The organism is Tsukamurella sputi (genome assembly GCF_007858445.1).
In the GTDB taxonomy this organism is placed as follows: Bacteria; Actinomycetota; Actinomycetes; order Mycobacteriales; family Mycobacteriaceae; genus Tsukamurella; species Tsukamurella sputi.
The window spans coordinates 150029-162966 of the sequence record NZ_VIGV01000006.1; the positions used below are offsets into that span (position 1 = coordinate 150029).

At 64.2% G+C, this 12938-nt stretch carries 10 protein-coding genes; 6 read left to right on the forward strand and 4 right to left on the reverse strand.

The annotated features are described in order from the left end of the window. Positions 1-30 precede the first annotated feature (30 nt). From FK268_RS18005 to FK268_RS18020, 4 genes are all read right to left on the reverse strand, one after another. The gene (locus FK268_RS18005; protein WP_146436564.1) at positions 31-756 is read right to left on the reverse strand and encodes a lysozyme family protein; all 726 of its coding nucleotides are present in this window, start codon (positions 754-756) and stop codon (positions 31-33) included. 299 nt (positions 757-1055) lie between these two features. Further along, complete coding sequence (locus FK268_RS18010) at positions 1056-2414, reverse strand: EsaB/YukD family protein (RefSeq protein WP_146436566.1); 1359 nt, start codon at positions 2412-2414, stop codon at positions 1056-1058. Positions 2415-2468: 54 nt separating this feature from the next. Next, complete coding sequence (locus tag FK268_RS18015; RefSeq protein ID WP_146436568.1) at positions 2469-2765, reverse strand: hypothetical protein; 297 nt, start codon at positions 2763-2765, stop codon at positions 2469-2471. A gap of 47 nt (positions 2766-2812) precedes the next feature. Continuing rightward, positions 2813-4384, reverse strand: coding sequence for a glycoside hydrolase family 183 protein (locus FK268_RS18020; protein ID WP_158636147.1), 1572 nt, complete (start codon positions 4382-4384; stop codon positions 2813-2815). 425 nt (positions 4385-4809) lie between these two features. Between FK268_RS18020 and FK268_RS18025 the strand changes: the two genes are divergently transcribed. From FK268_RS18025 to FK268_RS18060, 6 genes are all read left to right on the forward strand, one after another. Further along, on the forward strand, positions 4810-5142 hold the full coding sequence (locus tag FK268_RS18025; RefSeq protein WP_068627341.1) for a WXG100 family type VII secretion target: 333 nt from the start codon (positions 4810-4812) through the stop codon (positions 5140-5142). Between the two features lie 97 nt (positions 5143-5239). Continuing rightward, positions 5240-5527 carry a WXG100 family type VII secretion target gene (locus FK268_RS18030; protein ID WP_074850883.1) on the forward strand — a complete coding sequence of 96 codons (288 nt, stop codon included), beginning with the start codon at positions 5240-5242 and terminating at the stop codon, positions 5525-5527. Positions 5528-5578: 51 nt separating this feature from the next. Beyond that, the gene (locus FK268_RS18035; protein ID WP_146436572.1) at positions 5579-6172 is read left to right on the forward strand and encodes a hypothetical protein; all 594 of its coding nucleotides are present in this window, start codon (positions 5579-5581) and stop codon (positions 6170-6172) included. A 97-nt stretch (positions 6173-6269) separates the two neighbouring features. Then, the gene (locus FK268_RS18050; RefSeq protein WP_158636148.1) at positions 6270-10478 is read left to right on the forward strand and encodes a hypothetical protein; all 4209 of its coding nucleotides are present in this window, start codon (positions 6270-6272) and stop codon (positions 10476-10478) included. 70 nt (positions 10479-10548) lie between these two features. Continuing rightward, on the forward strand, positions 10549-11358 hold the full coding sequence (locus FK268_RS18055) for a hypothetical protein (protein WP_146436580.1): 810 nt from the start codon (positions 10549-10551) through the stop codon (positions 11356-11358). 565 nt (positions 11359-11923) lie between these two features. Next, positions 11924-12457 carry a hypothetical protein gene (locus FK268_RS18060; RefSeq protein ID WP_146436582.1) on the forward strand — a complete coding sequence of 178 codons (534 nt, stop codon included), beginning with the start codon at positions 11924-11926 and terminating at the stop codon, positions 12455-12457. Positions 12458-12938 lie beyond the last annotated feature (481 nt).

Sequence of the window (12938 nt, forward strand, 5' to 3'; positions counted from 1 at the left end):
ATGGAGGTTCGATTCTTCCGCGGTGATGCTTCAGTCGGTGAACGACTTGGCCTGGACGTTGACGGCCTCGATGAACTTGGGATCCTGGTTGTACGAGGAGACCGCCTTCTGCCACCCCTCCGGCGTCGACATGTCGGCGCCGGCACCGCAGAGCAGGCGCGCGAGGGTCAGGGCCGCATCGTCGAGGTTGTCCGGGTTGGGCGGCGCATTGGTATCGGAGCTCGCGGTGATCGCCCACTGCTCCCATACGGTGGGGCTGAACAGGAGTGGGCCCATCAGCAGGTCCGCGGAGCGGTCGCCGTCGTAGAAGCCGCCGTCGGTGTCCTTCGCGGCAGGCTTCTGTGCTTCACGGAAGGTGGGCCGGACGACGGCGTCGTCGCCGAGGCGGTGACCTCGGGTCGTGCCGTGGTCCGAGGTGAGGCGCCCGATGGCCGCCAGTGTGGCCCAACCGAGCTGACAGCGGGGAGCGTTCTTCCCCATGACCAGGGCGGCCCAGGAGTAGGACTCGAGGGCCGTCGTCGGGGTGAGGTAGGGCCCACTGTGGATAGTGGCCCACTTGGCCATCGCCGCGGCGGCCCGGGGGGCCGACGGCTTGGCAGCGGCAGAGGAGGCCGCGGCATCGGGGCTTCTCGTCAGGCGCGCGGAGCATCCGGACAACAGAACGAGGATCGCGAGGGCGACCGTGACACCGCGGAGGACGGCTCGAGGTCGACGCGGGATCTCTCGGTACGACGGGCGCCCTGTCGATTTCGTCACGGAGTGGCCTCTCGAGGTCGTGCGCGCGATACCGTTGCGGCATGCAGGTCGATGAACAAGCGGCGGGTTCGGCTCGTCAGCCGGCGCATTGGGAGCGGTCCGAGCGACAGCGGATCCTTCAGGCGCATGCGCTTCGCACCAGGCTGACCACCGCTGCGGTATTGAACGGCAAGCTTCCCCCGAGGTCGACGGCATCGGTCGTGATGCTGGTGCTGTGGTCGGTCGCCATCGCGGCGATCGGAGCGGCAGCTGTGCTGGCGGGGGTGTGGGTCGCCGGTTGGATGGGCTCGAAGTCACAGTCAACGCCCCACGTCGGTACCAAGTATGTACTGGTAGATGCCCTGAGCCCAGAACAGCATGGGGATCAGGCCCAGTAGCACGAGCGCGTCGAGGACGTTCCAGACCTGTGCCAGTCGGGCGCCGGTGACGGTCGGGAGTTCGAAGTAGCCTAGGAATAGGATCATCACTCCTAGGAGGAGAGCGATGACCATCGTCGCCGCGGCCGTGATGAACGGCGCCGAGTCGCCGATGCGCTGACCGATCAGCGCGACGGGCACGATGAACGCACTGGTCACCGCGACCCCGATGATGGGTGCGACGTGGCGGACCTCGGAGAAACTGCGACTGCGCAGGAGGAAGGCCAGTCCGATGTACGCGCCGAACGCCGCCTGCTCCCAGACGCCGGTGATCGCCAGCACCAGAACGGCTCCCACCGCGCTTGCACAGCACGCCCAGACGATTCCGTCGAGGAGATCGGTTGCGATGACGGTTCGTCGCACGATCTCGGGCCGGCCGGGGCGCTCACGCCCCGCCTGATAGGAGGCGGCCGGAGACTCCTCCTCAGTCCTGGCGACGACCGCTCCGAGTCCCGACCAGGCCACCGAAAGCCTTCCGGCGCAAGCGAGCCCGATGATGAGAATCGGAGAGATCCAGGCGGCCAGCGCGGTCGCATTGACTCCCAACCGAATCGCGATCACCGCGGCGATGGAAGCGGCGCCTGCGATCGCGGACGAGGCGACGATCGCCCAGCGCGCCGGCGAGAGGACGAAGGTGGTGACGGCAATGCCGCACAGAGCGCCGCCGACGGTGGCGAGGACGACCTGGGGCCACGGGGCCGAGTGGAAGACCGCAGCCAGCGCTGCGGCGAAGCAGATCGGGGTGATCCAGACCAGGTGCCGGGCCGGTTCGGGTGCTGCATAGGTCGCGAGGATGAAAGCTCCCATCGCCGCGGCGCAGGCACCGGCGACGAGGCCGCCAGTGACCGCGAACGCGATGGCCGCGACCACGACCAGCATTCCCGCGTACCCTACAACGACCGAGTGCCGGGCGCTGCCCGTCCACATCCGTCGATCGTCCTCGACGTGATCCGCGACGACGTCGATCGCAGAGAAGATCTCCGGTGCGGCGATCTCGCTCGCGGCGGGAACGATGTAGAGCATGTCGCCGTCGACGACGTCGTAGTCACTGAGTGTGCCGTGCGCGGCAAGGGGACCGGCCGCAACGGACGCGAACCGCCATCCCGACTCGTCGGACGGATCAAGACCGAGGACGGCGGCGACCTGGTCGACGACTTCGGCGATCGGACGTCCGAGCGGGGCGGTCACATCCGCAGCGGAGTCCTCGGGGCCCACGACGGTGACTCGAGCGAACTCAGCCATCAAGTGCTCCCGACTGCGGGGCGGCAGGGTTTGCCGCCGTCGGCGCGAGGCGCGTCACGGCTGCACGCGGTCGAACAGTGCCCTACCGGCGATGTCCGAGGCGGACGCCCGGGCCGCGATGCCGTCGGCCGCGGTCCCGAACTCGGCGATGTTGCCGATCAGCTGCCTGGTGAAGACTCCGCCCACCTCGGCGTGACCGGCCATGGCTGCGTTGACTGCAGCGCCGGCCTCGGTGCCCGAGCCGGAGACGACGGGGCGTGCCGGGGCGGACAGCGATGCGGAGACCGCTCGCAGGCTGCTGCTCGCGTCGAGCAGGTCGTCGAGCGGGAACTGAGAGAACGAAGAGGTCATCGGATTCGGTCCTTCCGGGGCGTGACGACGGATTCGGCGCAGGAAGATCAGGCGCCGGTGCGCGCGGTCGCGGTGGCGGCCGTCGAGGTGGGCTTGGCGGGGTTGGGAGGCAACTGGCTGGTCGGCCCGTTCGGTGCGCCCTGGGCCGGTCCCGGCGGTAGGAAGGGGGCGGTCGGCAGCGGACTCTGGCCCACGTCGGGGACGGGGATCGACGGTACCTGCGCGCCACCGGGAAGCGTGATCGGCGCCAATTGCGCCGGGGCCTTGGGGTTCTGCTTGGTGACGTTGGTGTGCATCAGGTACGTGTTGTACGAGTTGAACTGGGACACCACGAAGTACAGGTCGTTTCCGGAAGAACCGGGCAGGACGCGAGGCGCGTAGAGGCTCGGGTAGTCGGTGCCGGACGCGATGATCTCGGGGTCCGACCAGGGGCCGAGAGCTGACGGTGACTGACGCATGACGATCGCGTTGCGCACCATGTCTGTATTGACCATCACGAAACGCTGGACTCCCGGGTGGTACGCGACGTTGAAGTCACCGAGCGCACCCCAGGCGAGAGGCGAGGGTGCGGTCCGTTCCGCGGCCGAGAACTCGCCGCCGTTCCAGACCTTGTACTTGGACGAGTCGAGGACGTCCTTGGTCTTGGCCTTCGAGACGAAGACGCCGCCGACGCGGCCGGGCGGACTGCCGTAGAGGTAGACCTCGTCGCCGACGACCACCGCGGACGTCATCTGGAAGGCGGTGTTCCGCTCGGAGTTCCGCCACACCGCCTTGGGGTCCTTGAACCAGGTGGAGCCACCGTCGTCGGAGTAGGCGATGCCCGAGTAGTTGGACATCCACTGGCCCGAGGAGGGGCCCCAGTTCCGAATCGATGTGTAGGTCAGGAAGGTCCGGTCGCCGATGGCGAATCCGGATGTGGGGATGACAGTCTCCTCCGCGCCCTTGGCCTTGGCGCTCTGCAGGATCTCCTTGGCGTGTCCGGGGCGATCCGTGACGAAGGAGGTGATCTTCATTCCCGCCGACGGGTTGGACACGTCAGCTACGGCGAGCGTGTTTGAACGCCAGTCGAAGCCGGTGGGACCCGAGGTGCCCGTCCACCCGACGCCGGGGCTCTGCTGTCCGGAGCCACCACCGGAACCCTCCGAGGAGTTGCCGGAGCCGCCGCTGTTGCCCGATCCGGAACTCTGTTGGCCACCGGCACGGATGTTGATGAGTGGAATGTCCGGAACGGGCAGCTTCACAGCTGACGGGATGATCGGCACGTTCAGTCCGCTACCGTCAACCAGTGGCGGGGTCGTGGCCTGTTCGCCGGTCGCACGGGGGCCACCGAAGGTGTCCCCGAACGCGACGAGGGTACGTCCCCGCGAGTCAGCGAAAGGCACGGCCCACGCCGCGCCGGCGACGCCCCAGTTCTTGTCGGTGTGGGAGTACGACTGGGCGCCAGTGATCTTCGAAACAAAAGCGTTCGTCACAGATCGCCCCTGCGGCAGAGCGGGTTGGCCTGCGCCCGGCGGCTCGGGTGCCGGCGCCGTCGGCTTCGCCTGCGTGCCGGGGCCGCCCGGGCCGTTCGGCGCGGTGGCGACGACGGGGAGCCCCGGAACGCCCGGGGCGGGCGGCACGGCGTAGGGAAATGAACCCTGGGCGCTGGCCTGGGACGGCTGCGCACCCCCTTCAGCCGTCTGAGAGGGGGCTGAGGAAGTGGAGCAGGCGGCGACGGTGCACACCGCGACCGCACCGACCGCGGCGGCACGTGCACGCGATATGAGCAGCGACGCGTCGCGAGACCTGTTGTGACGTACAGCATGTTTCGCCACTGCGCGTTCCCCCGTTGATCACGGTCGAGGAGTATTGCCTCCAACGAACCTGAGATTTTGATATGGATCGCGGCGACAATATCCTGCGGATCCGACTCCCGCTAGTTCATGTGACGAAGGGTACGTTGGTTGCGGTAACTGTTGCGAAGGTCGGTAACCGGTTGTAGTGTCCTGCCCAAATTCAACCAGGGGTGTCTTGCCCCTGGATCTCCGGGGAGGTACGTCAGGTCATGGGTACTCGTTTCTCGGTCGCCAATCATGCGGTGACCACGCATGCGACCAACATCGAGCAGGTGTCGGGGGCGTTGAACGCTCAGGGTAAGCGGTTCGTTTCTGCGGTGGAGGCGTTGCCGGCGTCGTGGAAGGGGCAGTCGTTCATCGCGTGGGATCAGTTGACGACGCGGTGGGATGCGTCGTTCAAGGAGCTCAATGCGGCGTTGACGACGATTCGTGAGTCGGTGGGTCAGGCCGGGCAGCTGTACACCTCCGGTGAGCAGCAGCAGGCGGCGAACCTTGAGCAGGCGGCCCGCGGTATGGCGTGGGATCAGGCGAAGTTCCGCTGACCCTTGTCGAGCTGTCGGGCTCGACTCGTTTTCTGCAGCCACGGACTGTCGTGGGCTGCTTCCAAGCTTTGCCTGTGAGGAGATGATCGTGTCTGAGATGTATGCGTACGACGAGGGTGGCGCGGAGACGGCCGGTGATGATCTGGCGTCGATCGTGGCGGCGTTGGAGGCGAACCTGGAGCAGTTGCAGGGGTACGTCGCGTCGGTGGAGTCGCAGTGGAACGCCGATGAGCAGGTGCTGTATCGGGGTGTGCAGACCAAGTGGAACAACGCTGCGGCGTCGGTGAGCGAGATTCTGGGGCAGATGAAGACGGCGCTCGGTACGAACACTGAGCAGGTGCGTGACATGCGCTCGCAGGTCCGCTCTGCCCTGTCTCGCAACTAGCCGTCGCGAAGCCACATCGATAAGTCGCTCGTTCCAGACAAGGGACCAACCATGACTTCGCACAATTCTTCACTCACTGCGCTGACGCGGCGCCTTGTGGTCGCCGCCGTCGCTACCGCCGCCATCGCGGCTTCGGTAGTGACTGCTCCCGCTGGTGCCACGCCGACCACCCACGGGTGCCCGGCGCAGGGAGCTCCGACTCTGACGCTGGGGAAACCCGATGGTGTCAGAGTCGAGGTTCCAGCCGTACCGGGATGGCGGCATGCAGCGTCAGAACCAGAGGGCAGCGGAATTCGGCTCGGCCGCATTGAGAGCAGTGACGACACCGACTCGTTCTACGCGACGTTCGGTGTGATCAAGGAACCACAGCGCTACGGCACGTCCGAGAAGTTCGCTGCGCTCATTACTCGCGGCGTCGCCAGTCGTCACGCTTCGTCTGGGCCGTGCGGGCTCCCCTCGATGACCGTGGCCACCCACTACGTCGAAGCGACGACGAAGCGACCTGTTGCAGATATCAAGAAGCTCACCGTGTTCGAGCTTGGTGGCCAGACCGTTGCCCTGACCGTCACCGTCGCCACCTATGACGAGTCCCGTCTTCCGCAACTCGAGCGCGACCTACTCAACCGCTACGGGATCACTCTGTAGGTCCCGTCTCAGTGGCCGCCGTCCCGAACTGATCGATGTGCCGATACCACCACCGGGTGGAGGCCAAGCCGTTTACCAGCCTAGGAAGGGCGCCCGCATGAGTCTCGACATCACTCCTGGTGACGGCATCGTCGGGGAGTTGGAGCTGCTCGGTGATCTGATCGTCGGGGGGTTCCCGGAGGCGGTGTTCACGCTGCCGGGGGTGAGCGTTGATGAGGTGCTCGACCATGCACGCCTGTATCTGGGGTTCGCGGAGGCAGCGCAGGCGGCACATACCCGGGTTCGTGGGCTCGAGATCCCAGAGTTCGTGGGTGTGGAGGGTGAGTTCTTCCGCGGTCGAGTCCCCGGCGAGCTGGCGATGCAGCTCGGCGCCGCCGTCGAGTCGTATTCCCGGGTCGGTTCGGGGATCAAGGAACTCGCCCGTGAACTCGATGCTTCCCAGGTGGCGTTGAAGCCCCTCGAAGCGCGGGCGCGGGCGGTCTTCGAACACATGCAGAAGGTGTGGATCAAGGTCAACGTCCCGTTCACCGAATACTCGGGGCTGCGCAGCGAGTGGGATGAGCTCGTCCGTGCTGCGGGTGTGGTGCACGAGCGGGTGGCGGTGGCCGGTCAGCAGGCGGCCGCGCAGATCAACGCAGGCACCGAGGCGATGGTCCCGGTCAATGACTACTTCTCCACGCTGCCTGGCGGAGTAGTGGCGGGTGGTGTTGTGGCGCAGGGTGTTCGGTCGACCGCCTCGCGGGCGGCCTCCGCCGCCGGTGGCGTGACCGGGGCGCCCGGTAGGGCGCTGAAGGCCGGGGTCGATGGAGTGGGTGCCGCCGCCGGCGCGGTCACCTCGACTGTCCAGCAAGTGGGCGCTCGAGGGCAGCAGCTCGCGACGGAGGTCACCCCGGACGGGATCAAGGTCGGCGACCAGATTCTCACTGACCCCGCGAGCCCTGAAGCACAGAAGCTCGTTCGGGCCGGGCTGGCGACGAACATCCTAGGGCTCGATCCGACGGGTGTGCCGACGGCGATGATGATGCTCGCCTCCCCATCCACCCTGCTCCGAGAACAGCCACGCAAGAAGGCTGCAGGGCGTAGATGGTCGGGCGAGGACTCGAAGGCGCAGTCGATCGCGGAGAGCGCTGTCGGTCAGGTGGTCTCGGTGCCGGGGCGGTTCGTCGGCGGTGCGGTTGACCGCCTCGGTAACACCATCGCCGGCAATGCCGCCCTCATTGGCGTCGGCGGTGACCCCGTCCGCGCCTGGACAGGACTGCTCTCGAACGTCACCAGCCCCGTCGCTGGTGCAGGTCGTGCTGTGGCGTCTGCGACACCCGAACAGATCCTGGCCGACCCGATCGCCGCCGCCGGGTCAGCAGCGACCCATGCACCCGCAGTGGTGCCCTTCGTCGGCTGGGCGTACGGGATCGTCGAAGCGCTCTCCAAGCCTGGTGAACTTGCCCGCGAAGGCGCGAAAGAGACACTCACTTACGCCCTCGATGCCCGCACATTGAAGAACCTCGAAGCTGGTCATGTGGTCGCCAACACCGGCGAAGTGCAAGTCACCACCTCCGATGTGGATGTGCACGCCGACAACGGCGGATACGTCACCTTCACCCTCCCCGACCTCGAAGGCGGAGAGCCCAAAGCCTGGTACATCATGGCGACCCCTGACAGTCCTGGTCACTTCACCGCTCAGGTGCCCACAGGTCCTGACGAGGAATTGGTTGAACGGGCGGACGGTGCTGTTGTCCTGGCCAACACCCGCACGGGTGAGACGGTGCGGACGATCAAGACTCCGTGGGCGAAAGACGCACTGGGGCGGGAGCAACCCACCTGGTACAGCATCGAGAAGATTGACGAAGCTACCTCGGCGGTCACGCAGCATATTCAGCCGAACAAGGGCGCATTGTATCCGCTGATCGCGGATGGTCCTGATAACGGCAACGGGGCCGATGGTAAGCCGATCACGGTGCAGCGGTTGCCTAATGGGCAGGAGGTCGTCCACGAGAATGGTGTTGATAGCGTCATCGGCAATCCCAAGCCGGGTGAGGAGCGTGCTGCTGCGCCTGCTCCGAGGGTTGCGCCGAGTCAGACGTATCAGCCTCAGACTTCTACCGCTGACAACGGTAACGGGACGACTACGGTCACTACGACGGATCATTCGGGGAAGACGAGTACGCGGATCGCCCCGACGCCTGAGGTGGACAACGCGCTCGGGCAGCGCGCGGAGAACGAGCGCCAGCGGCAGCAAGACATCAACTCGCGGCTTCGGGGCCCATGGCATCCCGCGCCCGCGCAGGATGTGCCGGAGGCGGAGTCGCGGGACACACCAACTGCTAGCGCACCTGTTGATGCGAGTTGGGGCAGTGTCACCAACCCGAACGCTGTGGCGCACGACCTCGCCAACACTGCTCTGCGTGGCAGCGTCGCTGCACCTGTGACCAGCACAAGTTCAGGTACGAGTTCGGGTATCGAGTACGGCAAACCCGATGCCGGTCAGGAAGCGATCGACGCAGCGAACCGGATCAACTCGTGGGCGGTACCCGCTCGGGAGAAGCTGCAACAGGAAATCGCCGCGAAATCCGCTGAGCTACAGGCCGTGAAGGATCGCCCCATCGACTACTCGAAGGGGACAATCAGCATGCCGTACCCGGTGAATGCTGAGCCGATTCCAATGGATGTGGCCAAGAAGATGGCGGACTCACAAACACTGGAACAGCAGCTAGCCGCACTCGTCCAGCGGTACCTGTCGATTCCCGTTGTCGATGTCACCAAGGCGATTACTCAGATCCTCCCGAACGGATCACGCAGCTACACCGCCCCCCTGATCGGTGTCGACGGGAAGGCAGCTTCCTCCACCAAGGGCGAAGCGGTCCAGGTCGAGTTCGGTGGAGCCCGCAGCGGTCCGACCAATAACCTCGTCGGCAACGACGGCGCGTACATCCGAGGAACGTCCGTCCAGACCGAACACTGGGCTGACACCGGCAAGATCACCTCCCGCAGCATCGACCCAGGCTCGGTCCAAGACCTCAGCTTCGAAACGTCGATGACAATCCTCGACGTCGTCGGCATTGCCGCAGGAGTCCCCGAAGCAGGACGCCTCATCAGCGGACTCACACGCGGAGCAGCATCACGAATCAGCACCCGTCTCGGCGAAGGCGCAGCCGCCCAAGACGCCCGTGCGGTAACAGACCTCCCCAAACCTGACGCCGCCGCCACGAAGATCACCACCGCCGGTGAACCCCCTTCCGTGACTGCCCCTAAGATCGCCGACACACCACACGGCACACCCGCCCCGCCCGCTACCACCGCAGGGGCAGCAGACAGGCTCGGCGCGGAAGCAACCGCACCCACCAAACCAGCAGCGCCGACCGCGCCCGCGCCCGGACCGAACTACAAACCCTTCACCACCACACCCGCAACCGATGTAGCCGCAGCAGGCGCGAAAACACCCGAGATCCCCAAAACCCCAGCAACCACAGCGGCGACCGCCGAGAAACTGGGCGCTGACACTGCTAAGACCATCGACACACCCACCACCGCGGACAAAGCCTTCACCACGATGCCCGCAGCGGAGAAGGTGGGTGGGGACGCGGCGAAGACCGCTGAGGGACCGAGCAGCACCGTCGGGCGCGTCACCACCAAGGCTGAATCGCCCACACCGAAACCCGACACCAACGGCACGAAGTCAGTCGGCGGAATCGAAGGACGCCCGCACCAAAAACCGCTCATCAACGACCCGACTACACTGTCGCGACGCCCCGACGACATCGGACAATGGGGTAAGGCTGGCGAGGGTATAACTAACAAAAACACCGGCGGAAAACGCTTCTGGGCAATGTTCCAAGAATGGACTAGCAGAGTCCCAGCCGAATACGCCTACAAAGTTGACGGCGTACCTGAAAGGATCGCCAACAGCGGTGTCGTCAAGCTCGACATCGCAGGATACGCAGGCAAGCAACGCATCTACGGCGATGCCAAACTGGGATATTCAGAAGCGCTCGAAAGTGCGCTTAAATCGGTGGCAAAGAACCCCAACGTCAAGTCATTGCCACCACAGGTAAAGAGCCTCATCGAAAGCATCACAAAGCAAACGGAAACATTGCAAGCTAAGGGTGTTCAGTTCGGGGTCGGAACAGACAACCGCTACGCCGTCGTTTTCAATCGGACCGATACACCCGCTCTGACAAGAAGGATTCTGAACGCACGCTCGGATCTTCCGCCAGAGATCCTTCGGAAGATTGATTTCGTGTCGCTGGACGAGTTTAAGAAGCGATTCCCGGACTTCACCCCGATTCGCCCTCAGAATTTCGGTCGGTAGAATAAGGTAGAATGTTGTTGCACGTGCAGCCGATACAGGCGGCATCCAGTAGATTCGTTCAGGAGCACATATGAGAGTCCGTATCGAGGTCGCCGGCGCCCCAGGAAATTTCGACGCAGGCGTGTCTCAGATAGCCTCATTCCTTTCAGTTCTTTACTCGAACGGCTGGACTCGCCCGTGGGAGCTGAACGGCGAATTCGGTGACCACTTGCTGCCTGGCATTGACAACGACGGTGTTGCCGCAGCCCTCCTCTTGGAGGACAATAAGGAGTATCGCGGCAACTGGAACTTCTACTCTGTCCCCGAGGGCTATGGTTTCACGGCATGGACAGGAATCATTAGCAAGCAACACTCCGATCGAAACGGCAACGGCCCAGTGTGGGATGACTCGGCGAACTCACGTTTCGAGGTCGCGATCTCCCAACTCAACGATGGTACTGTTCCGCCTGAACACCAGACAACCAACTCGTACCTCAGCCTAATCGATTCGCTTTCGCAAGCAGTCAAGGTCAATCGCGTTAGAGCGGGGCTTGTGGATCACAAGTCAAGTGAATATTGGTTTGAACTAGATGAGCGGAGCCAGGCTGTTGATTTGGCAGCTAATCAGCTAGTAGTATCTGCCGACACCGTACAAGTCGACTGGATCTTCTCCGTGGGCGATGTCCCATTTGATGAGGAGAGGCTGCCCTCGTCCGCGTCTGTCTTCATTGAGCCTGGTAGCGGGTTGAAATGCGTTCGTCTATGCGAGAACCCTGCGGATGTGACCGTGGAGATGATCGATGACACGCGCGCAGCTTTCGGCTTCCCGAGGTTGCGTCAGATCGTGGACGTGAGCACGGTGCCGGACGATTACGACGGTCCCTACATCCTGCCTGAGTAGGAGTAGCGTACAGGGTGTCTGACATCAACGCACCTGCGTGGAGCAGTTCGGCGCCGTCAGTGCTGACGATTCGGGTAGCTTCCGGGGAGTCTGCTGAATGGATCGCGGAGCGGACCGAAGCACTACTTCGTCACCTTCAGGTCGACTTTGAAGTGCCAGTCTGGAACGTGCCGATGGAAGCCGCGTGGGATGGATAACTGGACGCGCTGAACGGACTGATTCGGCGAAATGCTGTGCGAGGAATGGTGTCCGAAGATCAAGTGGACGAAGCGAGCCCAGGCGAAGGGTACTCGTTCACTGTGTCCGGCGTCGGTCCGCGTGTTGCTCCGCGGGTTAGTATCGCAGCGGGAAGTGATGTCGTCGGTAGGCGTTTTCCAGCGCGCCAGTTGAGTGTCCAGCTACACGAGACGGCAGTCGGCGGAACTCGATGTTCGTGCCGCGAACGCCGGTGTGCGCAGCGGTGATAACCACCTGGAAACCTGCAAACGGCTGAATTTGCCGATCTTCTTGTTCGTCGTCTCGCACGGCGAGGTAACTGGAAAATAGGCGTCGGCTACCGCCGGATATGACGCAGATTTCCGATCACACCGGTCCCGCGTCGAAGGCACGGACGGTCACCACCACGGACCTGATCACTGGTGCGGTGAACTCGGTCCGCACCGATCCGAAGACGCAGATCACCGAGAAGTGGACTGTCGACGGCAACGGCACGGGACAGGTGGTGCTCACCAAACCCGGCGTGCCGACGCAGAACTATCGCGTCGCGGGTGACCGCATCATCGAAGCCGGACCCGCGCAGCCCTCAGCCGCCGGCAGAGGATGGGGCAAGTTCACCGCCGGTGACTGGATCACCAACCGCCCACTCAACGCCATCTTCCGCTTCGAAAAGGGTGTCGCGACCAACCTGTACGGCATGCTGCAGGGAATCTCGTCGTTGACCCCGCAAGGTCAGATCGAAGCGGCCGTGAAGCTCCTCAAAATCCTGAAGCACGCAAAGCCTTCAATGAGAACCGTTGGAACGACTTGTGGCATCAATCGGGCACCCTCGCACCCATCGGACTCGTTCAGTAGGGCTGGGAGATCGGGAAATCGGGTGTGAACACCTCCACCGCAGGATACGCTTACCTCAATTACGTGATCAACGGTCGCCCTACAGAAAAGTCGCGCGAAGAATACTTTAGTCGCGGGCGTGCCTACGGAAACAACTGGTCGAAAACTCATCGGGACCGACTTCCAAGACCCCAACAAAACGCTCGCTGAGAAGCTCGGCTCGGCGTTCGCAGGAGGTGTCACGTTCCTCGCGCCCGTGAAGGGTGCAAGCGCAGTCAAGGGCACGACGACCGCAGGTCGCCTCGAAACAGGAGCGGCCCGCGCAGAAGCCGGTGCCGCCGCGCACTCCACCGAAACCCTCACCCCATCCAGTCGCACCACACCCGAACTACACAGCAGCACCCCTGGCTATGACAGCTTGAAGAGGCCCCGGCTCGACGGCTAGACCTGGCCCCGTTTGCGACTCGCCGGTGGTGTTGCGACGGTTTGATCTGGCCCCACCTGATGGTTGCTCGTGAACATCGTTTCCG

What these genes read in the sequence shown, in the direction of transcription:
- FK268_RS18010 (WP_146436566.1), bottom strand. Translation starts at nt 2,414, where the DNA reads ATGGCTGAGTTCGCTCGAGTCACCGTCGTGGGCCCCGAGGACTCCGCT.
- FK268_RS18015 (WP_146436568.1), bottom strand. Translation starts at nt 2,765, where the DNA reads ATGACCTCTTCGTTCTCTCAGTTCCCGCTCGACGACCTGCTCGACGCG.
- FK268_RS18025 (WP_068627341.1), top strand. Translation starts at nt 4,810, where the DNA reads ATGGGTACTCGTTTCTCGGTCGCCAATCATGCGGTGACCACGCATGCG.
- FK268_RS18030 (WP_074850883.1), top strand. Translation starts at nt 5,240, where the DNA reads ATGTATGCGTACGACGAGGGTGGCGCGGAGACGGCCGGTGATGATCTG.
- FK268_RS18035 (WP_146436572.1), top strand. Translation starts at nt 5,579, where the DNA reads ATGACTTCGCACAATTCTTCACTCACTGCGCTGACGCGGCGCCTTGTG.
- FK268_RS18050 (WP_158636148.1), top strand. Translation starts at nt 6,270, where the DNA reads ATGAGTCTCGACATCACTCCTGGTGACGGCATCGTCGGGGAGTTGGAG.
- FK268_RS18055 (WP_146436580.1), top strand. Translation starts at nt 10,549, where the DNA reads ATGAGAGTCCGTATCGAGGTCGCCGGCGCCCCAGGAAATTTCGACGCA.
- FK268_RS18060 (WP_146436582.1), top strand. Translation starts at nt 11,924, where the DNA reads ATGACGCAGATTTCCGATCACACCGGTCCCGCGTCGAAGGCACGGACG.